A 26,264-nucleotide genomic window follows, 5' to 3' on the forward strand; every position below is an offset into this window, starting at 1 on the left:
CTAGTTGGGTTGAGTAATTTGTCCTGTGGTGAGTGGCTCAAGATCAGCATCTGAGACCTCATCAATAAAATCGCCTACCACTTGCTCTACTTGCTGATCGTCTTCTTCAAAATAGGCGAGGTGGAAGATGGCATCCCCTTCATTGACCAGTGGCAAGGTTTGTTGCCCGATGACAATCCCCCCTTTACGCGCTTTTAAAGCGATTTCACTGTGGCCTAAGGGCGCACTAATATAGGCGAGCACTTGCCCTCGAGTGACTTTTTCTCCTAGCGTCACCATAGTTCTTAAAATGCCATTACTTTCCGCTCTGAGCCAGTTGGTCGATTTGGCTATTACTGACGTTGGTAAAGTTTTTCTGCTTTTTCGCAGCATTCCTATTGCTTGCATCACACGCTTAACCCCCAAAAAACCAGCATTTATACATATGGGTTCAAAGCGCAGCGCCTCTCCAGCTTCATAGGTAAGCACAGGAATATTGAGTTGTTCTGCTTCACTGCGCAGTGAACCGGGCCGTAATGGGGCATCAATAATAACCGGAGTTGCGAAAGCTTGTGCAATACGCAGTGTCTCAGCATTAGTCAGGTTGGCACGAATTTGCGGTAAGTTAGTTCTGTGAATTGAGCCTGTATGCAGATCAAGGATGTAATCGCAACGCTTCGCTACTTGAGAGAAGAAAGTGTGAGCCATACGAGAGGCGAGAGAGCCTTTTTCGCTACCGGGAAAGCAGCGGTTTAGATCTCGCCTGTCGGGAAGGTAACGTGATTTGTGAATGAAACCAAAAACGTTAACTATGGGGACTGCAATGAGTGTACCTTTGAGTTTATCGATCTCTATGGTGTCTATTAGCTGGCGAACAATTTCAACCCCGTTCAGCTCATCGCCATGGATGGCGGCGTTAACCATAAGTACAGGACCAGCCAGCCTTCCATGAATTATTTCTACTGGGAAGGATAGAGGAGAGTGCGTATAGAGTTTGGCGGCCTCCAATTCAATGACTTTTCTCTCGCCGGGTAATATTGATTGACCGAGAAACTCAAATGCGTGATTTTTTTTAGCCTTTGCCACGAGTTTGTGTCCTTTTACTTGCTGCGTTTTTTTGGATAAATTCAATGATCATTCCAGCAATGTCTTTTCCAGTTGCAGTTTCGATACCTTCTAGGCCTGGAGAGGAGTTAACTTCCATAACCAATGGCCCTCGAGAAGATCTCAATAGATCGACACCAGCAACATTTAGTCCCATTATTTTAGCTGCTGCAACAGCAGTTCGGCGCTCTTGTGGGGTAATTTTTGTTAAAGATGCACTGCCACCGCGATGCAAATTAGAGCGAAACTCTCCTTCTGCACCTTGGCGTTTCATGGATGCAATTACTTTATCTCCGAGAACAAAACAGCGTACATCGGCACCCTCGGCTTCCTTGATGTACTCCTGAACCATAATGTTTGCTTTAAGGCCCATAAAAGCTTCAATCACACTTTCTGCTGCTTTACGTGTCTCTGCCAGTACTACACCTATGCCTTGAGTACCTTCGAGCAGCTTGATAACAACAGGCGTCCCGCCCACCATTTCTAAGAGATCTTTAACATCATCAGGTTTACTGGCAAAACCTGTGATTGGCATCCCTACGCCTTTACGAGATAACAGTTGCATTGAGCGAAGTTTGTCGCGTGAGCGAGTGATAGCAACGGATTCGTTGACAGGGTAGACCCCCATCATTTCAAACTGACGTAGAACGGCTGTGCCATAGAAAGTAACCGAAGCTCCGATTCTTGGGATCACGGCATCGAACCCAGAAAGTTCTTCCCCTTTGAAGTGAATTTGAGGCTTGTCTGAGTTGATATTCATGTAACAACGTAGGGCATCAATCACTTTGACTTCATGTCCTCTGTCTTGTGCCGCTTCTATCAAACGTTGAGTAGAATACAACTGAGCATTACGTGAAAGGATACCTATTTTCATTGGCTTCTGTCCTTAAAGGGGATTAAATATGACTGACTTGGATCAACGACAATGCGTTTACCCATGGCTGTTCTTCCTAGAAGCATGCGAAATGACATATTTTCACGATTGGTGAGAGTGATTTCTATTGGCCAAGTTTGCCCTCCCAATGAGCATATGGACTCAATTACGTAGCGAGACTCTTCATGTCCTCCAGAGTCTCTGACGATTCGCTCGTCAATAATTGCTGCCTCACAGATGATTTCTTCTTCGGTATTGCGTTGTACGGGATGAAGCCAAAACCGAACCCAAGGAGTATTGTGCTTCTCAAATTTTTCCATCCTAAAGGTGTGAAGGCATGACGTGCGTGCCCCTGTATCCACTTTGGCATTTATCTGGGCTATTCCAAGCTCAGGCAGGCTCACCGTCTCTCGCCAACCAAGAACCATTTTTTCTTTTATCACTATTCTAACCCTAACCACGATTTACAGAACCACATTAACAAATTGTTTTTCATGATAAAAATCTTGTTAAGAATGGCTAACTGTCAGTTCTAACTTAGGGGGCTATCCTAGCAATATGGGAGAGATTGGACGAACAGAAAAGCTCATCGTGACGACAAATAATATTTATCGGAGGCATAGGATAAATGATGTGTTGAAGGGGATATCCGATAGGTATGTACACATACAGAGGCGCTTTGTTTGCCCCTGTAGTGCACTATTAATTGAAGTTGAAGGGATTATCTTTTTTCTGGAATGGCTTCGAGCAAAGCGACCATTTGTTCCCAATAGAGAGCCACGGTGTCAATTTTGACTTTCTCATCAGGAGAGTGGGGAAACTTGATGGTTGGGCCGAATGAGACCATATCCATATTAGGGTAAGGCTTTTTGAATAACCCACACTCTAAGCCCGCGTGTATTACCATAATATTTGGCTTGTGACCGTATATGCCTTGATACATCTCGCGAAAGATTGACATGATTTCTGAATCGGGATCTGGTTTCCACCCTGGGTAGGCACCGGAAAATTCAATGTTTGCATTGGCAAGTTCAGCAATTGAACTCAACATACTCTCAACTTGGCTGCGTCCTGAATCAATTAAAGAGCGCACCAAACAAAGGATTTTGATGGTCTTTTCTTGCGTGCTAATTACACCCACATTTAGAGAGGTTTCAACCACACCTTTGATGTCATCACTCATACGAATGACTCCGTTCGGGCATGCATTAAGCGCCGCTATAAAGCGTTGTTGATCGACGATTGCAATCACTTCTTGGCTCGATTCAACGTTTTGATTTAGTGAAATGATGCTGGTTTCTGTTTTTCCCAACTCTTGCTGTATTTGGTTTGTATAGGCATCAAATAAGTCTGACAATTTAGATTCATTGTCAGCTGGAATCGCAACGGTCACAAAAGCTTCGCGCGGAATAGCATTACGCAGTGTTCCGCCGCGAAATTCAACTATACGCAGGTCGAGCTCTTGAGCGTGGCCAGCAAGAAAACGAGCGATGAGTTTATTGGCGTTACCACGCCCTGTATGTATGTCACAGCCAGAATGACCACCTTTTAGCCCCTTCAAGGTTAACTGATGAGTTGTGTAGCCACTCGGGATTGCTTCACGCTGAATATCGAAGGAGATTTCACCATCTACACCGCCAGCGCAGCCCATATAAACTTCGCCTTCCTGCTCTGAGTCAGTATTAAGCAGGATCTCGCCTTCTAGCCAGCCTGCTTCAAGTCCGAAGGCGCCTGTCATACCTGCTTCTTCATCGATAGTAAGTAAAACCTCTAGTGGTCCATGTTTAATATCATTGGAAGCCAGTACAGCCAAGCATGATGCCATACCCATACCATTGTCAGCACCGAGAGTTGTACCTTTTGCCGTTACCCATTCGCCATCAATATAAGGCTGGATTGGATCTTTAGCAAAATCGTGATCTGTGTCCTCATTTTTCTGCGGCACCATATCAATGTGAGCTTGGAGTACCACGCCTTTTTTATGTTCCATTCCCGATGTTGCGGTTTTTTTGATAAAAACATTACCCACAGGATCACGCCGGACATCTAGGTTTTGTTCTTTTGCCCAGTTGACTATGTACTGGGCCAATGCTTCTTCATGCTTAGAAGGATGAGGAATTGAGCAAATTTTATCGAAAAACTGCCATACGACGCTTGGTGATAAGCCGCTAACTTCAGAATGAAATTCAGACACAGGTGACTCCTTTACTGTGATAGTGCCAAGATTTGGGCATGTAATGCTAACCGCTCGTTGTCATACATGGCTCTAGTTGGCGCACGAATTAGAGCATTTGAGAATATCATTCATTACTGCAACCTAGTAGTAAAAGTGAACAAAAAACCGTTTTATCATCACAATTGTCATGATTGAGTATATGATATTGAGCTCGTATTTTGGAGAGTTTAAAACTGATAGTAATGTAATTAAATTACAAAGATGGCGAAATTACTCTTTTTTGATTAAGTTTTTGTGATTTCAATCTTCAATTGTTGTAATAAAACCTCTTTTTGCTATAGTCAGGAACTAACTTCTGCAGTGAAGATAAAATGTTCAAGGGAAGAGTTCGCTGTGTCGCCTCCAAGAAACTGAGAAAGCAATCTAGATTGTTTTTTAATTGAATTAGAAGGTGATGGTTATGAAAGGTTTGCCAAGTGCAAAATTCTAGATAAGCAACTCTATTTACATTGGCGATTTTGTCTATTCATCTAGTTTTGATTATTTAACTTAGACAGAGATTCCTGGATGAAGTTTATATACCCCCTATTAATTAGAATTTTGTCTCAGTCATCTTGTCACTGATATGAATCAACCGCCACTCAAATTGAGTGGCGTTTTTTTATTACTCTATGAACTTAAAGATGTTTTTGATTTAGTGATATTGTTTCACATTATTTGAGCTGAAATATTATAAATAGATTACTTTCTTACAGATGAAATCTGTCTGGAATTTGAAAATATTAAATTCTATAATTCCGCCAATCGATTACGCAACCGTTTACTTTTTCACCTTTGGAATTCGATTATGCTCGAAAAAATCTTTAAGCTCAGTGAACACGGCACAAGTGTAAAAACTGAGATCCTTGCCGGTCTAACAACCTTCTTGACCATGGCTTACATTATCTTTGTTAATCCTGCAATTTTAGCGGATGCGGGCATGGATCATGGTGCGGTATTTGTAGCGACCTGTTTAGCAGCTGCGATCGGTTGCTTTATCATGGGGTTTGTTGCTAATTATCCTATCGCACAAGCACCGGGTATGGGGCTGAATGCTTTCTTTACTTATGCTGTTGTGCTTGGTATGGGGTACACTTGGCAAGTTGCATTAGCCGCAGTATTTGTGTCTGGTTTACTGTTTATTCTTCTGAGTGTCTTTAAGATTCGTGAGTGGATAATTCATTCTATTCCATTGTCACTACGTACGGGCATCTCTGCGGGTATTGGGCTTTTTCTTGCTTTTATCGCGTTAAAAAATGCTGGCATAGTGGTTGATAACCCAGCTACCTTAGTATCATTAGGCGCTATTACATCATTGCCTGCTGTATTGGCATCAATAGGCTTTTTCCTAACTATTGCTTTAGTCAATCGTGGCATCAAAGGTGCGGTTATGATTGCTATCTTAGCGGTGACGGGACTGGGTTTGGCATTTGGTGATGTTCAATGGGCGGGTATTATGTCCACACCGCCGAGTATCGCACCTACTTTTCTGCAACTGGATTTCTCCGCTGTATTCGAAGTGGGTATGATTTCAGTTGTCTTCGCTTTTTTGTTTGTCGACCTATTTGACACCGCTGGTACCTTAGTGGGTGTTACGCAAAAAGCGGGCTTAATGGATAAAGATGGCAAAATCCCTCGTTTAAGCAAAGCGCTGTTGGCTGACTCAACCGCGACGTCTGTCGGGGCTTTGCTTGGAACATCCAACACCACATCTTACATTGAGAGTGTTTCGGGTGTGTCAGCTGGTGGCCGTACGGGTTTAACTGCTGTTGTTGTTGGTATTTTATTCTTACTTGCTTTATTCTTCTCTCCTTTGGCAGGAATGATTCCAGCCTATGCGACGGCTGGTGCGCTATTTTACGTAGCAATCTTGATGTTGTCAGGGTTAGCAAACATCGATTGGCAGGATTTAACGGAAGCGGCTCCTGTGGTTGTGACATGTTTGTTGATGCCGTTAACTTTCTCAATCGCTGAAGGTATTTCGTTGGGCTTTATTGCTTATGCGGCAATAAAGTTATGCAGCGGAAAAGGTCGAGATGTTTCTCTTAGTGTTTGGGTTATGTCATTAGTCTTTATCATCAAGTACATGGTTGCTTAGCGCTTTTCATACTTGCTAATCGGAATCAATCTATGCAGTGGCAAGTTTAATTATTGGGTTATTACAATGACTAAGAAGTTCATTATTACGTGGGATCAAATGCACGCATACTGCCGGGAACTTGCTGAGAAGCAAATGCCAGCAGAACAGTGGAAAGGGATATGGGCTGTGAGTCGAGGTGGTCTTGTTCCCGGAGCGATTTTAGCTCGTGAATTGGGTATTCGCTATGTCGATACCATTTGTATTTCCAGTTACGATCATGATCACCAACGCGACATGAGTGTTCTCAAAGCGCCTGAAGGTGATGGTGAAGGTTATTTAATCGTCGAAGATCTGGTAGACAGTGGTGATACGGCGCGTAAGTTACGTGAACTTTATCCAAGAGCGAAACTTATTGCGGTTTGTGCTAAACCTTCCGGTGCGCTTCTTCTTGATGATTATGTGGTAGATATTGAACAAGAAACATGGATAGAGCAACCTTGGGATATGTCGATTCAGTACATTGAACCAATAAACCGCAAGCAAAAATAATTTGATTAAAACCAGAACCCTTGTCTTGCTGTGCAAAACACGGAACTAATGGAATGGAATCAGACTTAAATGGCCCCTAGTGGGTCATTTTTGGTTTGTCTTTTCCGGCGCGCTTATTTTGATTTTCAGCTGAATGTGAACTTGTATGTTAAACAACAAACCAGATCTGATTTTTAATCCAACCCATGTATACAATGTAGAAAACTTAATAACTAGGCCATGTCATGTCTGAAGAAGTGAGCAAAAACCTCTCAGAAACTCTGTTTACCAACCATAAGCAAGCGAAGGAAACCTCTTCGCTTACTCAATATATGCCAAGCAGCCAGAAAATATTAGACGATAAACGTCACAGAGAGGGGGCTAAGTGGTATAGGAATATCAATCGATTGCAATGGGCATGGCAAGGTTTAGATCCGATTGAAGCAGATGAAGTGTTATCCAAAATAGCATCATCCAAACATTCAAGAACTTATGATGAGTGGCTTGATACAGTGATGGGATATCACAGTGGTAACTGGACCTATGAGTGGACTAAGTTGGGTATGTCACACACCGTTCGCTCTAATGAACTCAAGGGCGAGGAGGCGGCTGATGCACTTTTTAATGCTTCTTTGTGTTTTAGTATTGCTGGTTACCCTCATTTAAAAAACGATAACCTGGCCTCCCAAGCTCAAGTATTAGCAAGTAATGCGTATTCTGAAGCGGCAAAAAAGACTCAATACATAATCAAAAAGTTAGAGATTCCCTATCAGAATAAGGTCATTATTGCTCATTTACACCTTACCAGCACGGATAAACCTCAGCCTGTTGTAATGGTCAGCGCTGGATTAGATAGCTTGCAGACGGATTTGTGGAAGTTGTTTCGTAATCACCTAGCGGCTAAAAATATTGCCATGTTGACGGTTGATATGCCTTCTATCGGCCATAACAGTCATTGGAGTTTGACTGAAGACACTTCGTGTTTGCATCAAGCAGTACTTAATGAATTGTTTAATATTCCTTGGGTCGATCACCATAGAGTAGGCTTATTGGGTTTTCGTTTCGGTGGTAATGCTATGGTCAGGCTTGCATTCGTGGAGCAAGATAAACTTAAAGCCTGTGTCAGCTTGGGTGCGCCGATTCATGATGTACTGTCCTCGCCTGAGAAGCTGAAAAAAATGCCGAAAATGTATCTTGATATACTGGCCTCTCGACTAGGAAAAAGTGCAGTCGATATCAATAGCTTATCGGGTCAATTAATGGCTTGGTCATTAAAGGTTCAAGGCATACTATCAAATCGTAAAACCAAAGTGCCTATTTTAGCGATGAGTTTGGAAAATGATCCTGTGTCTCCACATAGTGATAATCGCTTAGTTGCATTATTTAGCGACTATGGGAAAGCAAGGAAAATTAGTGCGAAAACAATTACACAGGGATATGAGGAATCACTCGATTTAGCCATCAAGTGGTTGGAGGACGAGCTAATTAGATGACAAATCACATAAATTAGTCAACACTTATATATGGGCAATACCCTAACTAAGTGGTCCTGATTTTTGCTCATCATAATTACAACAGATATTGAATATGGAGATTCATTATGTCTGAACAGTCGAAGAATCCAACCCATTACCGTTTATTATCTACGCTAAAAGCAATTGGTCCCTATTTACGAGAAGCGCAGTGTGAGCAGGGCAAATACTTGTTTGACTGCCTTTCTGTGTGTGTGAACGACAAAAAATCACCTGAAGAGAGAGAGTTTTGGGGGTGGTGGTTAGAGCTGGAACAAGAGGGAGAGGCGTTCGAAGCAAAATACCGAGTCGGTTTATATGACGCTAAAGGTGATTGGATGGATGAGAAGCTGCCTAAAAAAGCGGTAGCGGAAGTTAGCCGCACTCAAGAAGGTTTTCACCAGAAGCTCATTGAGACACTGGCAACACAATTTGGTATGACGCTTGATTTTCATAAAGAGTCTGCAGAGTTCGGTTAGATAAGTATCTGTATATATTTCCTAGATTAAAAAAAGGCGCTAATTAGCGCCTTTTCTGCTTGTTAATTGTTGCGTTGATTGTTAAAACATCTAGTTCAACAACACCCAGCAATGACATCCACACTCATTGCAAGCGGGTGGACCAAGGTTTTTATTTTTATAGCAGATCGATAATGAATCAAAAATGCGCGAAGGCTGCGAGCCGTCAAACCGTTGTTATTAAGCTCGGGACCAGTGTCCTTACTGGCGGTACGTTAGCATTAGATAGAGCTCATATGGTTGAACTGGCAAGGCAGTGCTCAGAGCTTAAGAAGCAAGGCCATTCTGTGGTTATGGTTTCATCCGGTGCAATAGCCGCTGGAAGAGAGCATTTAGGTTACCCAGCTTTAGCTAACTCAATGGCAAACAAACAGCTTCTCGCAGCTGTTGGTCAGAGCCAACTTATACAAACTTGGGAAGCATTGTTTGGTCTTTATGACATTAAAATAGGGCAAATGTTGCTTACTCGTGCAGACTTAGAAGATCGTGAACGTTTCCTCAATGCTCGCGATACTATTAATGCGTTGGTGGATAACAATATTATTCCTATTGTTAATGAAAACGATGCAGTCGCGACCAGTGAAATTAAAGTGGGTGATAATGATAACCTTTCTGCATTAGTAGGCATTTTGTGTAGTGCCGATAAGCTCTTATTGCTTACCGATCAAAAAGGACTGTTTACTGCTGATCCCCGCAAAGACCCCCAAGCTGAATTGATCAAAGAAGTAAAAACCATTGATGATACCTTGCGAAAGATTGCTGGGGATAGTGGAACTTCGTTGGGAACCGGAGGTATGGCCACCAAGCTGCAAGCTGCGGACATTGCTCGTCGTGCTGGAATCGAAGTGATTATTGCAGCAGGCAGTGCACCAAATGTTGTATTCGACTCTCTTAGTGAGCAGCCACAAGGAACCCGTTTTCTGCCAATAGAAGAGGCATTAGAAAGTCGTAAACGTTGGATCTTGGCCGGCCCCTCTGCTTCTGGTGACATCGTAATAGACGATGGTGCAGTAAAAGCAGTGTTGTCGCAAGGAAGTAGCTTATTGGCTAAAGGTGTCACTCGCATTAGTGGTGAGTTCGGACGAGGAGAAGTAGTGAGAATTACTGATCAAAAAGGAGTGCTCATTGCTCGTGGTATTTCGAGCTACTCTAGTCTCGATATGGCTCGCATCATAGGTAAACACAGCAAAGATATTTTAGGGATTTTGGGTTATGACTACGGCAGTGAGGTGCTGCATCGTGATGATATGGTCATAATTCAGGAATAATTGAGGTAATGAGATTGGAACTGATTTCTATAGGTAAGGCTGCAAAGCAAGCTACATTTCAACTAGCCAATGCATCAACAGCACAAAAAAATCATGCTTTGGCGATAATTGCCGATGAATTGGAAGCCAACTGTGCTCGCATTCTTGACGCCAATGCTAAGGATATTGAGCTTGGAAGAGAGTCGGGGATGAGTGAGGCACTACTTGATCGGCTTTTACTTGATGAAACTCGTTTAGCCGCTATCGCTGATGATGTTCGAAATGTGATAAAACTTGATGATCCTATCGGTAGCGAAATAGAGAGTAAAGTCCTCGAAAATGGCATGTCGCTAGCTCGCCGCCGAGTACCGCTGGGGGTAGTGGGTGTGATTTATGAAGCGCGCCCTAATGTAACCATAGATATTGCTTCTTTATGTTTAAAAACGGGTAATGCCAGCATCCTTCGAGGTGGTAAAGAGACGTTTTTCTCCAATATGGAGTTGGTCAAGGTCATTCAATCTGCGTTGGAGAGGGCTAATCTTCCAGCAGCTTCCGTACAATATATTGAAAAGCCAGATAGGGAGTTAGTTTCTCAGCTTTTAAAGCTCGACGATTATGTTGATATGATTATTCCGCGTGGTGGTGCTGGTTTACACAAAATGTGCAAAGAGAACAGTACGATACCTGTAATCATCGGTGGTTTTGGTATTAGCCATATCTTTGTCGATGAAAGCGCGGATTTGGAAAAGTCAGTTAATGTGATTGAGAATGCAAAAGTTCAACGCCCATCGGCTTGTAACGCACTCGATACTTTGCTGGTTCATCAGGATATAGCCGCCGATTTGCTAACAAAACTGAAAACTCGCATGCAAAACAAAGTAACTTTTGTTGCAGAGCCAGCCGCGAAAGCATTGCTAGGCGATGCAGAAAACGTTCGTGATAGTGCAGAAGGAGACTTTGATACCGAATGGTTAAGTTACACTCTGGGTGTAAAAGTTGTATCAGATATAGCACAAGCGATTGACCATATGCGAGAGCATAATGCCAGTCATTCAGATGCAATCATGACAAATAGCTTAGAAAATGCAGAGCGATTCATAAACTCTGTCGATTCAGCCGCGGTCTATGTTAATGCATCAACCCGATTCACTGATGGTGCACAATTTGGCCTTGGAGCTGAGGTGGCCGTATCGACGCAGAAACTACATGCTAGAGGCCCTATGGGAATTGAAGAGCTAACCAGTTATAAATGGGTTGGTAAAGCTAACTATCTAGTACGAGCTTAATTAGTGTTTAATTGATAGTTATATTTTTATTTGTTTTGTGCTCAACACAGGGCAGCTCAACATTTTGATCATCTTTAGGATAAAAAAGGGGCGATAATGTCCCTTTTACTTTTCTTCACTTTAGCAAATCCGTTACACTAGCAACGATATATTAAAATAGCTTTGTTGATGGAATTAGCTCGTCAATGAGAGGGTATTTCAGTATATTATGGAGGTGATATGCATTGTCCTTTTTGCGCAGAGAATGACACCAAAGTGATCGATTCTCGTTTGGTGGCTGACGGTCATCAAGTTCGTCGTCGCAGGCAGTGTTTAGCCTGTAGTGAGCGTTTTACCACTTTTGAAACCGCTGAGTTGGTAATGCCTCGAGTAATTAAATCAAATGGAAACCGTGAGCCCTTCGATGAAAATAAAATGATTGGTGGGCTTCAGCGTGCGTTAGAAAAGCGTCCTGTGAGTGCAGATTCGGTTGAGCTCTCAATAAGTATGATTAAGTCACAACTTCGAGCGACAGGTGAGCGAGAAGTTTCCAGTGAGATGATTGGTAATTTAGTGATGGATCAACTTAAAGAGCTCGACAAAGTTGCTTATATTCGTTTTGCTTCCGTTTATCGAAGTTTTGAAGATATTCGAGAATTCGGTGAAGAAATAGCGCGTCTGGAAGATTGACGGTTAGCAGTATAATGTCTGAATTCTCTTCTCTAGATTATAAAATGATGTCGCGTGCCATTAATTTGGCCAAAGGCGGCATCTATACTACGCCACCCAACCCAAATGTAGGGTGTGTTATTACCCGTGATGACGCCGTTGTTGGCGAAGGTTTTCACTATCGTGCAGGTGAACCCCATGCTGAAGCTAATGCACTTAATATGGCAGGGGAAAAAGCCGTTGGTTCAACTGTTTATGTCACACTCGAGCCTTGCTCTCATTACGGTAGAACCCCTCCTTGTGCCTCTGCTTTGATTCAGGCTAGAGTGGCAAAGGTTATTTGTGCGATGGAAGACCCGAATCCCAAAGTTGAAGGCATTAAAATGCTTCGCGATGCTGGGATTGAAGTGCAAGTTGGTCTTTTAAAAAGTGATGCAGAAGCTTTGAATCCTGCCTTTATCAAAAGGATGCAAACAGGGCTTCCTTTTGTGCAATTGAAAATGGCAGCCAGCATTGATGGTCAGACCGCTTTATCTAATGGCGAAAGCAAGTGGATTACTTCTGCGCAAGCCCGAAGCGATGTACAGAAATATCGCGCTCAATCTGATGCTATTTTATCAACCAGCAAGACGGTGATTAAGGATAATGCCTCTCTCAATGTGCGTTGGTCTGAGTTACCTGAATCGGTCAAAAGCCAACTTGCCGAGAATGAAGTGCGTCAACCTAAGCGAGTTATTTTAGACAGGCAAAACTTGCTCACACCTGAACTTAAGCTTTTCTCAACTGAAGGGCCACGTATTATTGTGTCTCAGCAGGGGGAACTCAGTCCTCATCTTGCTCCTAGTGGTCAAATTGATTTAGTTCCCACATTCGCTGATTTGGCATCAAACTTTGGAATTAATCACCTTTGGGTAGAGGCAGGAGCCACTCTAGCTACCAGCTTAATTAAGCAAGGGATAGTGGATGAGTTAGTTTTGTACTTGTCGCCGAAAATCATGGGCAGTGATGGTAAAGGTTTGCTTGGTGCGCTTGGTTTACAGTCGATGCAAGAAATAATAGAACTTAATCTCCGCGATGTAAGGCAGATTGGCTCTGATATTCGTATTATTGCTAAAGTGGAAAACAAAGAATCATAGTTATGTTTACAGGAATTATAGAAGCGGTTGGTACATTGACCGCAATTACTCCTAAAGGTGAAGACATTAGTGTAACGGTTGAAGCCGGCAAGCTTGATATGTCTGATGTGAAACTTGGCGATAGTATTGCTACTAATGGAGTTTGTCTAACAGTCGTTGATTGTAGCTCGACGGGCTACACTGCTGATTTATCTTTGGAAACACTCAATAAAACGGGTTTTACTGACTATCAGGTGGGGAGTAAGGTCAACTTGGAAAAGGCCATGCTACCCACGACTCGATTTGGTGGTCATATCGTCTCTGGACATGTAGATGGCGTAGGGGAAATTGTCGAGCGAAACCAAGTAGGTAGGGCGATCGAATTTTGGGTTTCTATGCCTCAAGAATTGTCGAAATATCTAGCCGAAAAAGGTTCTATTACCGTTGATGGTATTAGCTTAACGGTTAACGCCTTGAGAAAGAACGCGTTTAAGCTGACGATAGTGCCTCATACCGGAGATGAAACGACGATCAAAGACTTTCATGTCGGGCGTAAAGTTAATCTAGAAGTTGATGTACTTGCTCGTTATATGGAGCGTCTTTTAACGAGCCAATCTTCACAACCAGAATCACGCTTAACCATGGAGTTTCTCCAGCAAAATGGTTTTGCTTAATGAATAGTTTGCAGTACATGCTGCACTTCTAATAACGATAATATAGTTCAGAGCCCAAAATACAGGAATCCAGTAATGCCAATTAGTACTCCGCAGGAAATCATAGAAGACATTCGTCTAGGTAAGATGGTTATTTTGATGGATGATGAAGATCGCGAGAACGAAGGCGATCTTATCATGGCGGCAGAACATGTAACCCCTGAAGCCATAAATTTTATGGCGACTCACGGCAGAGGGCTTATCTGTCTGACCATGACTAAGCAACGCTGTGAGCGCTTGGGCCTTCCACCCATGGTTCAGGATAATAATGCCCAATTTACGACAAACTTTACCGTTTCTATTGAAGCTGCTGAGGGCGTTACCACTGGTATCTCTGCCGCTGACAGAGCCAAAACCGTTCAAGCTGCGGTTGCAATTGATGCCAAAGCTGCTGACTTAGTACAACCAGGGCATATTTTTCCACTGGCAGCACAGGAAGGTGGCGTGCTCACTCGGGCTGGCCATACAGAAGCTGGATGTGATCTTGCTAGGTTAGCAGGGCTTGAGCCAGCAGGAGTGATTGTCGAAATTCTTAACCAAGACGGCACTATGGCTCGCCGCCCCGACTTGGAAGTGTTTGCTGAACAGCATGATATTAAGCTTGGGACTATTGCTGATCTTATCGAGTATCGTAATAATACAGAGACGACGATAGAGCGTGTAGCACAGTGTCAATTACCTACTGAGTATGGTGAATTTGAATTGGTGACTTATCGAGATACTATTGATAACCAAGTGCATTATGCCCTGTGTAAAGGTGAAATAACCGAGCATGTGCCTCTAGTTCGAGTTCATCTTCAAGATACGTTTACAGATTTACTACGCAGTGATAGAAATGTTGAGCGTAGTTGGACTTTAGATAAAGCCATGAAGCGGATCGGTAAAGAAGGTGGGGTTTTAGTGATCCTTGGTAATGAAGAATCGAGCGATCTTCTTATCCATCGCGTGAAAATGTTTGAAGCTCAGGATAAGGGGCAAGCACCGACTTTGGCCAAAAAGCAAGGTACTTCTCGACGTGTTGGTGTTGGATCGCAGATCTTGGCTGATATCGGTGTTCGCGATATGCGTCTTCTTTCTTCGACAAATAAGAAGTATCATGCACTGGGCGGATTTGGCTTAAATGTAGTTGAGTACGTTTGCGAATAATACAAGAGTACGTATAACGTTAATTATGATAATCACCGCTAGCGGCATTTTCTGTGACAGTTTTTCTCATTGAGTAGAGACAAATTTCTATTAGATATTGATCACAGGTTTGTGCTAGAATCCGGCGATTCTCACTTGATGAACATAGTTAAAGGAAAGCTTATGAAAGTGATCGAGGGTGGCTTCCCAGCGCCAAACGCAAAAATTGCTATCGTTATTTCTCGTTTCAACAGTTTTATTAACGAAAGTCTATTGTCTGGTGCAATCGATACTTTAAAGCGTCATGGGCAAGTTAGTGATAACAACATCACAGTCGTGCGTTGTCCTGGAGCGGTAGAGCTTCCTTTAGTTGCGCAACGTGTGGCTAAAACGGGTAAGTTTGATGCTATTGTGTCACTAGGTACAGTGATCCGTGGCGGTACGCCTCATTTTGAATATGTTTGCAGTGAGTGTAACAAGGGTTTGGCTCAAGTGTCGTTGGAATATAGCCTTCCAGTTGCATTTGGTGTCTTGACTGTTGATACCATAGACCAAGCTATTGAGCGCGCAGGAACCAAGGCTGGTAATAAAGGTGCAGAGGCTGCACTAAGCGCACTTGAAATGATCAACGTATTATCTGAAATCGATTCCTAATGGGGGCCAGTGTGAAACCAGCCGCACGTCGTAATGCACGTCGATTCGCTCTGCAAGCGATCTACTCATGGCAAATTACTAAAGAAAATGTTGCCACTATTGAAGAGCAGTTTTTATCTGGTGGTAAGTATGATGAAGAAGAGCATCATGCTGCAGAACCTGCATTGATAGCACCAGATACTGATGTCGCATACTTCCGTGATTTATTAACTGGTGTGGTGTTAAGTCACACAGAACTGGACAGTAAAATTCGCCCTTATACGGCTCGTCCAATGCAAGATTTGGATATGATGGAGCTGGCTTTGCTTCGTCTAGCTATGTATGAAATGACTCGCCGTGAAGACGTACCATACAAAGTGGTTATTAATGAAGCTATTGAGTTGGCAAAAGTTTTTGCAGCTGAAGAAAGTCATAAGTTTGTGAATGGTGTGCTGGATAAAGCAGCGCCACACGTTCGCAAAAAGTAGGATAAATAGCTAAAAAAGGTCAGCAAATGCTGACCTTTTTTATATCGCACGTTACATTGAATACTATGTTTGGTGAATTTAATCTTATTGAAAAATACTTTGTTGGCCGTCAGTCTCGTCGTAAAGATGTGTTGCTAGCGGCTGGAGATGATTGCGCTCTACTCAAAGTGCCAGAAGGCATGTCTTTGGCGGTCAGCACGGATACACTAGTTGCGGGAACACATTTCCTCAAAGAGGCTAACCCCGCTTGGGTAGCCCACAAGGCTTTGGCTGCAAATATAAGTGATTTAGCGGCTATGGGAGCGACACCTGCTTGGGTTTCATTAGCTTTGACTCTACCTGAACCCAATGAGTCTTGGTTAGCGCCGTTTTGTGACTCGTTTTTTAAGCTTGCAGATTATTTTGATATCCATTTGATTGGCGGAGACACGACCAAAGGCCCGTTGAGTTTAACGCTCACAGTGCAAGGCTTTGTTGACGCTGAAAAGGCACTCCGAAGAGATGGCGCACGAGTTGGTGACTGGATCTATGTGACGGGAGAGTTGGGAGACAGTCAGGCTGGTTTGGAAGTTATTCTTAATGAAGAGCTGCGTAATAAACCATTTGCTGAGCAGCTTGAGCAAGCACACTATTTATCAACGCCGCGTGTTTTGGCAGGGCAAGCGCTTCTGGGTATAGCAAGCTCGGCGATTGATATTTCTGATGGCTTAACGGCTGATTTGAAGCATATTCTCAGACGCTCTGATGTTGGCGCTCATCTTGAACTTAGTGAGCTTCCCATTTCTAGTCAATTGATCCAGTTTATCGGCAGCGTGGATAAAGCTCAGCAATACGCACTCACAAGTGGTGAAGAATATGAGTTATGCTTCACAGTCCCGGAGCAGTATAAAGGAGTGATTGACGCTGCGTTGGCACATTGTGGTTGTCAGGTGAGTTGTATTGGACAAATTCGTCCTAAGGGACAGTTTCTGCTGTCAAATAAAGGGCAACCTCTTGACTGGCCTAAGCAAGGCTTTGATCATTTTCAATAGAATTAATAGTATGACAAACCCCTTACTTCTTATATCACTTAAAAACCCTTGGCACCTTCTGGCAACTGGATTTGGTAGCGGTTTATCCCCCTTTATGCCAGGTACTGTCGGAACACTGGCTGCTATCCCTTTTTACCTTCTGCTAGCTCAACTACCCCTACCTGCTTACATGATTACTCTAGTGGTGGCATCCATAGCCGGAATTAAAATATGCCAAATAACTTCAGATAGTATGGGTGTCCATGATCATGGCGCTATCGTATGGGATGAATTTGTCGGGTTTTGGATTACCATGCTGGTTGTCCCTTTATTCCACCTTTCTGTCACTGATTGGAAGTGGCTATTGACTGGTTTTGCACTGTTTAGGTTTTTTGACATGCTAAAGCCATGGCCTATCAGCTGGTTAGATAATCATGTTCATGGTGGTTTTGGCATTATGCTTGATGATATCGTCGCTGGTGTTATGGCGTTTGCCTCGCTTTACCTCGTTGGCAGGTTAGCTGGCTGGGTATAATAGTTACTATGTTTTTGAAGGCTAGAACGACAGGGGTTTACCCTGTCGCGCTTTATTTTAGTTTCTCAAGATCAGCTTCTATTTCGGCTATTTTGCTTGAAACGACTTTTTCAAGGTGGCGCAGATCTGAAAGGATTTTTTCCTTAGTGTCTACTTTTGTGAGTTTCTTGGGTTTAGTGATGGTATTCAACTCATCAATAATAAGCGTTAGGTTGCGATTTATTTCCGTCACTTCCTTGTACTTATTGCTTCCCCCATCCACCAACACATTTTTAACCTGCCTTGGGTATTTGAACTTAACGCTTTTTGCGAATAGTTCGCCTTTTTGCTTACGAAAGTAAATTTTTAATACGTCTTTGTGTGCCTCTTGCCTGAGGGAATAACGTTCAATTTGTTTAGGTTCTTGAATTCCTAACGCTGTGAGGTGTTGAAACATAGGCGACCTCTTGTGGTGAATTTAACGACCTTTATCCATGTGTACACTGACAACATAATGACCAACAACACATAATGTAGCAGCCGAAGTTGACTTGAGATAGTTGATTTCTAGTACGCCTGTGTAACTTGTGGGCGAGATCGCCTAAGGAGAAAGCTTGTTGACGCTTTCTATGAGCTGCTTTTGAAGCTCGAGTTCTTCTTCTTCAGTCAGCTTAATACCATGAGCATTAGTAATAATAAATAAATCCTCGGCTCGTTCACCGATTGTTGTAATTTTAGCGCCATGGAGATGCAGATTCAGGTCGGCAAAGGTTGCCCCAACAATTGCCAGTAAACCTGGAGTATCAAGCGCTACGAATTCAAGTAGAGTACGCTTCTTACCTTTTGTTGGCAGAAACTCAACTCGGGTTTTTACTTTAAAATGCCGTAAGTTTCGATGAGGACGGCGCGTTTTTATTTTGTTTGAGCGTCCATTACCCAAAGTGCGCTCTAGCTGCTTTATGATAGCATCATGGCGGCTCTCATCTATGACCTTGCCGTGTTGATCAAGCACCATGAAGGTATCGAGCACATACCCATCTTTGCTCGTCATGACTTGCGCATCATGTACATTTAGGTTTCTTCTATCCAATTCGGCAACTATGGATGCAAAAAGCGCATGTTGATCTCGGCTATAGACAAAGACTTCTGTGCCACCCCGAGTAGCTTTTTTGGATACAAGGATAAGAGGTTGAGTGTGATCGCTGTGACGCAGAATATGAGTACTGTGCCAAGCAATCTGCTTGTGTGAATGCCTGAGAAAGTAATCGGCTTTAAATCGTTGCCATAGCACTTCAATATCTCTGGCGCTGAACCCTTCCTTTCTTAAAAGGGCTGAGGCGAGTTGTTGGTTGTGACGTATTCTTTCTCTCACATCGACTGGATTCTCAAGTCCACGACGTAGTGCTCTTTGAGTAGAATAGAATAACTCTGCTAGTAAGGTTCGCTTCCAACTGTTCCAGAGGGCAGGATTGGTTGCACAAATATCGGCAACAGTTAAGCACACTAGGTATTCTAAATATTCTTCATCTCTTACCTGTTTAGCGAATTCGTTTATAACATCAGGGTCATAAATATCGCGCCGTTGAGCGGTGACAGACATCAATAAATGGTATCTGACCAACCAAGAAACGAGTTTAGCTTCATGTTTTGATAGACCGTGGCTGATACAAAATTCGTACGCTTCTTCTGCTCCTATTTCAGAATGATCGCCGCCACGACCTTTGGCTATGTCATGAAAAATAGCGGCTATGATAAGTAGCTCTTTTTTTTGTATCCGAGGAAAGACTTCGCAGCAAATAGGGTGCTTTTGATGATTTTCTGGTTGGCTAAATGTATGAATGTGTTTTAGAAGGCGGACGCTGTGTTCATCAACCGTGTAAACGTGGAACAAGTCAAACTGCATTTGGCCAACAATTTGACTCCATTGTGGCAAGTATGTTGCCAATACACCGAGCTTGTGCATCAAAACAAATGCTCGAGTAAGAGAGTTTGGGTGGCGACAAAGTTCGATAAACTTTTCTCTGGCTGCTGGAATCGTGTGAAGAAACTTATTCAACCGTCTTCGAGCGGTTCTTAGTTGACGAAGGGTTGAGGGCGCCACACTTTCAATGGTTGAATCATTAGCTATATGCAAAAACATATCAAGAATGGTTTCTGGGCGAGATTGAAACAGCGCGGGTTTACGGGCTTCTATCAGAGGGCCACGTCTTTGAAAGTCCTGACTGAGTATTTCAGGGTCGTACTCAATACCATTGTTTAAAATCGCTTGGTCAAATAGTTTGAGTAACATTTTATTGAGTTCAGCTACACGTCTAAGTGTGCGATAGAACTCTTTCATCATCATTTCAACGCCGCGGTTGCCTTCTCCCGAAAAACCAAGGCTCTCGGCAACTTGTACTTGATGAGCGAACGTTAAGCGATTGTCGTATCTTTTTAGCTGTAGGTGCAAAGCAAAACGCACCCGCCATAGATAATTTTGGCATTCTAAGAGCTCGCGATATTCTGCATCAGTCAAAAATCCATATTGACTCATTTCAAGTAATGAAGTGGCGCCAAAATGCCTTCTCGCGATCCAGCCTAAGGTATGAATATCACGCAACCCCCCAGGTGTTGATTTTATATCAGGCTCTAAATTGTAGGTTGTATCATGGTAGCGAGAATGACGATCTCGCTGTTCCTGAACCTTTGCTTTATAAAAGGTTTCAGTGGGCCAAAATGACTCTGAATGAATCTCAAGTTGCAGTTTACTAAAGGTTTCTTCACAGCCGCAAAGCCATCGCGATTCCTGAAGGTTGGTGGCGACAGTCAAGTCTTCTCTACCAATTGATGAGCACTCACTTATGGTTCTCACTGCGTGCCCTACTTCGAGTTTCAGATCCCACAAAAAAGTAATAAAGCGGCTTATTTTTGTATTTAGGTTCTCAGGCAAAACATGGGTTGAGGTGATCAATATATCAATATCGGAAAGGGGGTGTAGTTCACCTCTACCGTAGCCACCTACAGCAACCAGACAAATATCAGGTTCTTTAGTAAAGCCGAAATATTGCCAAAGCCTTTTAAGGACTCCATCCATGTAGTTTGCACGGCCCAAGACGAGCTCTGATATCGAGTTGTGCGAGGTGAATAGGTCTCTTTGGCCGTCAGCAAACTTCTTAAGTTGAGACTTAAGTTCTGCAACTGATATTTCATCGTCCTGCAAGCTAGAAGGAGACTGATAAGACATAAGCAAGTCCGTGCGAGGCATCCGTATATAACAATCTATCAAAATGTAGAAGATAAAAAAATATCCTCGTTTAGCGAGGATATTTTAGGGTGAAACTAGGCATTATTCATAATTCGTGGAATAGTATCATCACTGCGCAGTGTCAGAATTTCACAACCTGTATCTGTTACCACAACAGTGTGTTCATACTGAGCTGATTTTTTGCCATCCCCGGTGTAGACAGTCCAATCGTCTTGCGCATCAACGCTCACACCAAACTTTCCAGCGTTAATCATAGGTTCAATGGTAAAGCACATTCCTTTTTGCAACACTCGACGATCATTATTTTTGTAATGAACGATTTGTGGTTCCTCGTGGAATTCATTGCCTATTCCGTGGCCACAGAAGTCTTTTACGATAGAAAACTTATTCCTAGGATTTTTTTTGTTATTTTCCTTGATGTATTTTTCAATCGCTGTGCCTATGTCACCGACAGTTGCGCCAGGTTTTACCTTACGTATGCCAATATACAAAGCTTCTTGGGTGACCATACAAAGACGTTTGTCTGCTGGAGATACGTCCCCGACGAGAAACATTTTAGAGGTGTCACCGTGGTAACCCTGAGGGCGCACGCTGAGGTCTGCGTTTTCGTCGTTTGGCACAATAACGGTAATATCAACGTTAATAATATCGCCATTTTTAAGTACGGCAGGTTTCAACTGGCCGTTACTACCGATTTCATCTTCCGATGCTGGAATACCATGGCAAACAATGTGGTTGATAGATGTACAGATAGATTTAGGAAACCCGTGATAATCAAGAGGTGCAGAGTAAGCTCCTTTCTCAATCCCATACTCATGACAAATTTTATTTAATTCATCCGTGGTGACACCTTCCTTGATATGAGGCTCGATCATTTCTAGGATTTCGGCGGCTAATGCACCAGCGATGCGCATACGCTCAATTTCTGCAGAGGTTTTTATCTTGATGGACATCGTTTTTCTCTAATTTAATCAGTAGCACTTATCTGTGCGAATGAGCGCATTCTATCAGGAAGCTAGGCTAATGAGAATGATTCTTCATGTGTGAGGTAAAGTGAGACACTCAAAGCTATGGTCTAATTAACTCCATAGGGTGACTTTTTACTAGCCAAGATGGATGAAAATATGGTATAAAGCGCGCCGGAAATGTTGTCTGTTCTCTCCTTATTTGGCGAAGCTGATGACTTCCATAAAACATTTATCTTTAAATCACACACAATCCGTCACATATTCCGGGGTGCTGGGCAATGAGCCTGGTCGGAGTTATGGGGATTGTGGAGGCCTAACCCCATAGAGGAATTTAAAATGGCAACTGTATCAATGCGCGATATGCTAAAAGCTGGTGTTCACTTTGGTCACCAGACTCGTTACTGGAACCCAAAAATGAAGCCATTCATCTTTGGTGCTCGTAACCGTGTACATATCATTAACCTAGAAAAAACTGTACCTATGTTTAACGACGCTCTAGCTGAGCTAGGTAAAGTCGGCGAGAAAAAAGGTAAGGTTCTATTTGTAGGTACTAAGCGCGCTGCATCTGAAGCTGTTAAAGAAGCTGCTATTGCAAGCAACCAGTATTATGTTAACAACCGCTGGCTTGGTGGTATGCTAACAAACTACAAAACTGTTCGTCAGTCTATCAAGCGTCTAAAAGAGCTAGAAACTCAGTCTCAAGACGGTACTTTTGACAAGTTGACTAAGAAAGAAGCTCTAATGCGTACTCGTGAAATGGAGAAGCTAGAGAAGTCTCTTGGTGGTATCAAAGACATGGGTGGTCTACCAGATGCGTTGTTCGTAATCGATGCAGATCACGAGCACATTGCAGTTAAAGAAGCAAACAACCTAGGTATCCCAGTTTACGCTGTAGTTGATACTAACTCTAACCCAGACGGCGTAGATTTCGTTATCCCTGGTAACGATGATGCTATCCGTGCGGTACAGCTATACCTAAACGCTGCTGCTTCTGCAGTAACTGAAGGTCGTAACAAAGACGTAGCTGCAGCTGCTGAAAAAGACGGTTTCGTAGAAGCTGAATAATAGCGGCTTTGAGCCATACTTAGCTAACGTGAGCTAATGCACAGGTTGGCAAAGTTATCATTATCAGCAGGGGCTAACATGTTAGGCCCCTGTTTTTTACCAAATCCAGATTAAACTGAGGAATAGAGAATGGCTGTAACTGCTGCTCTAGTTAAAGAACTGCGCGACCGTACTGGCGCAGGCATGATGGAATGTAAGAAAGCGCTTGTTGAAACTGACGGCGATATCGAACTGGCAATTGACAACATGCGTAAGTCAGGTGCTGCAAAAGCTGCTAAAAAAGCAGGTAATGTAGCGGCTGAAGGCGCGATCATCATTAAACAAGACAACGGCGTAGCTGTACTTCTTGAAGTAAACTGCCAAACTGACTTCGTAGCAAAAGATGCTAACTTTACAGCATTTGCTGAAGAAGTGGCAGCTCATGCGCTTTCTACTAAAGCGACGGCAGAAGAGCTACAAGCTAAGTTCGAAGAGACTCGCGTTGCTTTAGTTGCTAAAATTGGTGAAAACATCAACATCCGTCGCGTTCAATACGTTGAAGGTGCCGCAATTGCTTCTTACCGTCACGGTGAGAAAATTGGTGTAGTTGTTGCTGGTGAAGGCGACGCTGAAACACTTAAGCATGTTGCGATGCACGTAGCGGCTTCTCGTCCTGAGTATGTTAACCCTGAAGATGTACCAGCTGGCGTTGTTGAGAAAGAAAAAGCAGTTCAAGTAGAAATCGCCATGAACGAAGGCAAACCAGCTGAAATCGCAGAGAAGATGGTTGTTGGCCGTATGAAGAAGTTCACAGGTGAGATTTCTCTAACTGGCCAAGCTTTTGTTATGGAGCCAAAGAAATCTGTTGGTGAAATCCTAAAAGAGCGTGGTGCTTCTGTTGCTAACTTTGTCCGCCTAGAAGTGGGTGAAGGTATCGAAAAAGGCGAAGAAATGAGCTTTGCTGAAGAAGTTGCAGCTGCTCAAAAAGGTTAATCCTTAGATGTGCTAAAACTTTAGACCGTAGCCTAGGCTGCGGTCTTTTTACGAATGGCAGTTATGCGGTTAATTGTGATGAATAGGTAAGTGAGTGATGTGACCAACATCATTTTAATGATGGCTTGCTTGGCTATTCATGACTGTTAATTAATAACTCTCTTTGGAAGGTAAACTCCATGACGACAAACCCTAAACCAGCGTATCAACGTATTCTGTTAAAACTGAGTGGTGAAGCTCTTCAAGGTGAAGAGGGTTTTGGTATCGACCCTGCGATTCTTGATCGTATGGCTCAAGAAGTGAAAGAACTGGTAGAGCTTGGAGTGCAAGTAGGGGTAGTGATCGGAGGAGGCAACCTTTTCCGAGGTGCAGGGCTTGCTGAAGCTGGGATGAACCGTGTTGTGGGCGATCATATGGGGATGCTTGCAACAGTTATGAACGGCCTTGCCATGCGAGATGCTCTACATCGTGCTTATGTTAATGCTCGTGTTATGTCTGCCATACCCCTGAAAGGTGTCTGTGACGATTACAACTGGGCTGACGCTATTCGTGAATTGCGTCAAGGGCGAGTGGTTATATTCTCAGCGGGAACTGGGAATCCATTTTTTACGACTGACTCTGCTGCCTGTTTACGTGGTATTGAAATTGAAGCCGATGTAGTTTTAAAAGCGACTAAAGTTGACGGTGTATTTACCGCTGACCCTGTAGCTAATCCTGATGCAGAGTTGTATGATAAGCTAGCATACTCAGAAGTTCTTGATAAAGAACTAAAAGTGATGGATTTAGCAGCATTTACACTAGCTCGTGATCACAAAATGCCTATTCGTGTCTTCAACATGAATAAGCCTGGTGCACTTCGCCGAGTGGTTATGGGTGAAGCTGAAGGTACTTTGATTAGTACTGCTGAATAACTCATTCAACCCTAGTATGGCAATTTTATACTAGGGTATTGCCTTTTAAAGAATCCTGTTTAGGCTTTCTTTTAAAAAAGAATGACACATTTAAGGTGATATCGTGATTAATGAAATCAAACAAGACGCTCAAGAGCGCATGGAAAAAAGCGTAGAAGCGCTAAAAAATAACCTTTCGAAAGTTCGTACAGGTCGCGCTCATCCGAGCCTACTGTCTGGAATCTCAGTCGAGTACTATGGTGCTCCAACACCATTAAACCAAGTTGCTAATGTTGTTGCTGAAGACGCTCGAACTCTAGCCATTACTGTTTTTGATAAAGAGCTTGCACCCAAGGTGGAAAAAGCCATCATGATGTCAGATCTAGGACTTAATCCGATGTCAGCTGGAACCATCATCCGTGTACCACTTCCACCGTTGACAGAAGAACGACGCAAGGACCTGGTTAAAATCGTACGTGGTGAAGCTGAGGGCGGACGAGTGGCTATTCGTAATATTCGTCGTGACGCCAATGGTGAACTAAAGTCCTTGCTCAAAGACAAAGAAATTTCTGAAGATGAAGATCGCAAAGCTCAAGATGAGATTCAAAAAATCACTGATGCAGCGGTTAAAAAAGTAGACGAAGCGCTCGCATCAAAAGAAAAAGAACTTATGGAAGTTTAATTTCATTCACATTCGAAATATAAAGAACGCTGTGCTCGCAGTACAGCGTTTTTTTATGCTACTCTTTGTCACCTGCTGATAACCATAAATCCTTGTATGCATAACATTCAACTATCTTCAGAACTACTTCCCAAGCATATTGCTATCATTATGGATGGCAATGGTCGCTGGGCAAAAGCGCAGGGAAAACCCCGCGTGTTCGGCCATAAAAATGGTGTGTCTGCGGTAAGAAAAACTATTTCTACATCTGCAAAATTAGGTATTAAAGCCATTACTTTATTTGCGTTTAGCAGTGAAAACTGGCGTAGACCAGAGGATGAAGTCGGTGTGTTAATGGAGTTATTCATCACCGTTTTGTCTACGGAAGTTAAGAAGCTTCATAAGAACAACCTACGTCTGCGTGTTATCGGTGATAAAAGTCGATTTAACCCAAGGCTACAAAAAAAGATAGATCAAGCCGAAGCTCTGACTGAAAATAACACAGGAATGGTGATTAACATAGCGGCTAATTACGGCGGTAAATGGGATATTGTCGAGGCGACAAAAAGTATTTCTGCGAAAGTAGCACGCGGTGAAATTGATGCTAATGACGTTAATGAAGAGCTGATTACGTCTCATCTGACCATGGCGGATCTCCCAGAAGTTGACTTATTAATACGAACAAGTGGTGAATGCCGTATCAGTAACTTCATGCTCTGGCAGATGGCTTATGCTGAAATGTATTTCACGCCGACATATTGGCCGGAATTTAATGAAGACAGTTTAATTGAAGCAATTACATGGTTTGTTAATCGGGAGAGGCGCTTTGGTTGCACCGACGAACAGGTTAAAGAACTGATCGAAAGCGATTAAGGG

General features: G+C 43.0%; 26 protein-coding genes. 19 read left to right on the forward strand and 7 right to left on the reverse strand.

The annotated features are described in order from the left end of the window. The 4 genes from DPF90_RS04900 to DPF90_RS04915 form a co-directional block, all read right to left on the reverse strand. On the reverse strand, positions 1 to 1,065 hold the full coding sequence (locus tag DPF90_RS04900) for a succinylglutamate desuccinylase/aspartoacylase family protein (RefSeq protein WP_114785204.1): 1,065 nt from the start codon (positions 1,063 to 1,065) through the stop codon (positions 1 to 3). Then, positions 1,052 to 1,957 (reverse strand): 30S ribosomal protein S6--L-glutamate ligase, encoded by a 906-nt coding sequence (gene rimK / locus DPF90_RS04905; protein WP_114785205.1) that lies wholly within the window; start codon positions 1,955 to 1,957, stop codon positions 1,052 to 1,054. The genes DPF90_RS04900 and rimK overlap by 14 nt, the downstream gene beginning before the upstream one ends. Beyond that, positions 1,954 to 2,397 (reverse strand): ATP-dependent zinc protease family protein, encoded by a 444-nt coding sequence (locus DPF90_RS04910; protein ID WP_114785261.1) that lies wholly within the window; start codon positions 2,395 to 2,397, stop codon positions 1,954 to 1,956. The genes rimK and DPF90_RS04910 overlap by 4 nt, the downstream gene beginning before the upstream one ends. 281 nt (positions 2,398 to 2,678) lie before the next feature. Further along, entirely contained in the window at positions 2,679 to 4,151 is a 1,473-nt protein-coding gene (locus tag DPF90_RS04915; RefSeq protein ID WP_114785206.1) for an aminoacyl-histidine dipeptidase, read from the reverse strand. An 829-nt stretch (positions 4,152 to 4,980) separates the two neighbouring features. Between DPF90_RS04915 and DPF90_RS04920 the strand changes: the two genes are divergently transcribed. The 14 genes from DPF90_RS04920 (at position 4,981) to pgpA (ending at position 17,609) form a co-directional block, all read left to right on the forward strand. Beyond that, a complete protein-coding gene (locus DPF90_RS04920; protein ID WP_114785207.1) occupies positions 4,981 to 6,270 on the forward strand; it encodes an NCS2 family permease in 1,290 nt (429 codons plus the stop codon). A 66-nt stretch (positions 6,271 to 6,336) separates the two neighbouring features. Continuing rightward, positions 6,337 to 6,801: a xanthine phosphoribosyltransferase gene (gpt, locus tag DPF90_RS04925; protein ID WP_114785208.1), complete on the forward strand. Its 465-nt coding sequence runs from the start codon at positions 6,337 to 6,339 to the stop codon at positions 6,799 to 6,801. A 224-nt stretch (positions 6,802 to 7,025) separates the two neighbouring features. Then, positions 7,026 to 8,273: an esterase FrsA gene (frsA, locus tag DPF90_RS04930; RefSeq protein ID WP_114785209.1), complete on the forward strand. Its 1,248-nt coding sequence runs from the start codon at positions 7,026 to 7,028 to the stop codon at positions 8,271 to 8,273. A gap of 107 nt (positions 8,274 to 8,380) precedes the next feature. Beyond that, on the forward strand, positions 8,381 to 8,770 hold the full coding sequence (gene crl / locus DPF90_RS04935) for a sigma factor-binding protein Crl (protein WP_114785210.1): 390 nt from the start codon (positions 8,381 to 8,383) through the stop codon (positions 8,768 to 8,770). A 173-nt stretch (positions 8,771 to 8,943) separates the two neighbouring features. Next, positions 8,944 to 10,077 (forward strand): glutamate 5-kinase, encoded by a 1,134-nt coding sequence (proB, locus tag DPF90_RS04940; protein WP_114785211.1) that lies wholly within the window; start codon positions 8,944 to 8,946, stop codon positions 10,075 to 10,077. An 8-nt stretch (positions 10,078 to 10,085) separates the two neighbouring features. Continuing rightward, the gene (locus DPF90_RS04945) at positions 10,086 to 11,342 is read left to right on the forward strand and encodes a glutamate-5-semialdehyde dehydrogenase (protein ID WP_420855714.1); all 1,257 of its coding nucleotides are present in this window, start codon (positions 10,086 to 10,088) and stop codon (positions 11,340 to 11,342) included. 219 nt (positions 11,343 to 11,561) lie between these two features. Beyond that, entirely contained in the window at positions 11,562 to 12,011 is a 450-nt protein-coding gene (nrdR, locus tag DPF90_RS04950; RefSeq protein WP_114785212.1) for a transcriptional regulator NrdR, read from the forward strand. 14 nt (positions 12,012 to 12,025) lie between these two features. After that, complete coding sequence (ribD, locus tag DPF90_RS04955) at positions 12,026 to 13,126, forward strand: bifunctional diaminohydroxyphosphoribosylaminopyrimidine deaminase/5-amino-6-(5-phosphoribosylamino)uracil reductase RibD (RefSeq protein ID WP_114785213.1); 1,101 nt, start codon at positions 12,026 to 12,028, stop codon at positions 13,124 to 13,126. A 2-nt stretch (positions 13,127 to 13,128) separates the two neighbouring features. After that, complete coding sequence (locus DPF90_RS04960; protein ID WP_114785214.1) at positions 13,129 to 13,779, forward strand: riboflavin synthase; 651 nt, start codon at positions 13,129 to 13,131, stop codon at positions 13,777 to 13,779. 75 nt (positions 13,780 to 13,854) lie between these two features. Beyond that, positions 13,855 to 14,964, forward strand: coding sequence for a bifunctional 3,4-dihydroxy-2-butanone-4-phosphate synthase/GTP cyclohydrolase II (gene ribBA, locus DPF90_RS04965; protein WP_114785215.1), 1,110 nt, complete (start codon positions 13,855 to 13,857; stop codon positions 14,962 to 14,964). Between the two features lie 162 nt (positions 14,965 to 15,126). Further along, the gene (gene ribH / locus DPF90_RS04970) at positions 15,127 to 15,597 is read left to right on the forward strand and encodes a 6,7-dimethyl-8-ribityllumazine synthase (RefSeq protein WP_114785216.1); all 471 of its coding nucleotides are present in this window, start codon (positions 15,127 to 15,129) and stop codon (positions 15,595 to 15,597) included. Continuing rightward, a complete protein-coding gene (gene nusB / locus DPF90_RS04975; protein WP_114785217.1) occupies positions 15,597 to 16,064 on the forward strand; it encodes a transcription antitermination factor NusB in 468 nt (155 codons plus the stop codon). Before ribH ends, nusB begins: the two co-directional genes overlap by 1 nt. A 65-nt stretch (positions 16,065 to 16,129) precedes the next feature. After that, positions 16,130 to 17,095, forward strand: a complete 966-nt coding sequence (gene thiL / locus DPF90_RS04980; RefSeq protein WP_114785218.1) for a thiamine-phosphate kinase — start codon at positions 16,130 to 16,132, stop codon at positions 17,093 to 17,095. A gap of 10 nt (positions 17,096 to 17,105) precedes the next feature. Next, positions 17,106 to 17,609, forward strand: a complete 504-nt coding sequence (gene pgpA, locus DPF90_RS04985) for a phosphatidylglycerophosphatase A (protein WP_114785219.1) — start codon at positions 17,106 to 17,108, stop codon at positions 17,607 to 17,609. A 52-nt stretch (positions 17,610 to 17,661) separates the two neighbouring features. Here the strand turns inward: pgpA and DPF90_RS04990 are convergent, their stop codons facing one another. From DPF90_RS04990 to map, 3 genes are all read right to left on the reverse strand, one after another. Next, complete coding sequence (locus DPF90_RS04990; RefSeq protein ID WP_114785220.1) at positions 17,662 to 18,045, reverse strand: DUF3461 family protein; 384 nt, start codon at positions 18,043 to 18,045, stop codon at positions 17,662 to 17,664. A 144-nt stretch (positions 18,046 to 18,189) separates the two neighbouring features. Then, complete coding sequence (glnD, locus tag DPF90_RS04995; protein ID WP_114785221.1) at positions 18,190 to 20,811, reverse strand: bifunctional uridylyltransferase/uridylyl-removing protein GlnD; 2,622 nt, start codon at positions 20,809 to 20,811, stop codon at positions 18,190 to 18,192. 95 nt (positions 20,812 to 20,906) lie between these two features. Next, positions 20,907 to 21,785, reverse strand: coding sequence for a type I methionyl aminopeptidase (gene map / locus DPF90_RS05000; protein WP_114785222.1), 879 nt, complete (start codon positions 21,783 to 21,785; stop codon positions 20,907 to 20,909). Between the two features lie 351 nt (positions 21,786 to 22,136). Here map and rpsB point away from each other — a divergent pair, with 351 nt between their 5' ends. From rpsB to DPF90_RS05035, 5 genes are all read left to right on the forward strand, one after another. After that, positions 22,137 to 22,865 carry a 30S ribosomal protein S2 gene (gene rpsB / locus DPF90_RS05005; protein ID WP_114785223.1) on the forward strand — a complete coding sequence of 243 codons (729 nt, stop codon included), beginning with the start codon at positions 22,137 to 22,139 and terminating at the stop codon, positions 22,863 to 22,865. Between the two features lie 129 nt (positions 22,866 to 22,994). Next, a complete protein-coding gene (tsf, locus tag DPF90_RS05010; protein WP_114785224.1) occupies positions 22,995 to 23,837 on the forward strand; it encodes a translation elongation factor Ts in 843 nt (280 codons plus the stop codon). 179 nt (positions 23,838 to 24,016) lie between these two features. Beyond that, positions 24,017 to 24,748: a UMP kinase gene (gene pyrH / locus DPF90_RS05015; RefSeq protein ID WP_114785225.1), complete on the forward strand. Its 732-nt coding sequence runs from the start codon at positions 24,017 to 24,019 to the stop codon at positions 24,746 to 24,748. Between the two features lie 103 nt (positions 24,749 to 24,851). After that, the gene (gene frr, locus DPF90_RS05025) at positions 24,852 to 25,409 is read left to right on the forward strand and encodes a ribosome recycling factor (RefSeq protein ID WP_114785226.1); all 558 of its coding nucleotides are present in this window, start codon (positions 24,852 to 24,854) and stop codon (positions 25,407 to 25,409) included. A 96-nt stretch (positions 25,410 to 25,505) separates the two neighbouring features. Further along, positions 25,506 to 26,261, forward strand: coding sequence for an isoprenyl transferase (locus DPF90_RS05035; protein ID WP_114785228.1), 756 nt, complete (start codon positions 25,506 to 25,508; stop codon positions 26,259 to 26,261). Positions 26,262 to 26,264: the final 3 nt, after the last annotated feature.

The organism is Vibrio tetraodonis (assembly GCF_003350295.1).
In the GTDB taxonomy this organism is placed as follows: domain Bacteria; phylum Pseudomonadota; class Gammaproteobacteria; order Enterobacterales; family Vibrionaceae; genus Vibrio; species Vibrio tetraodonis.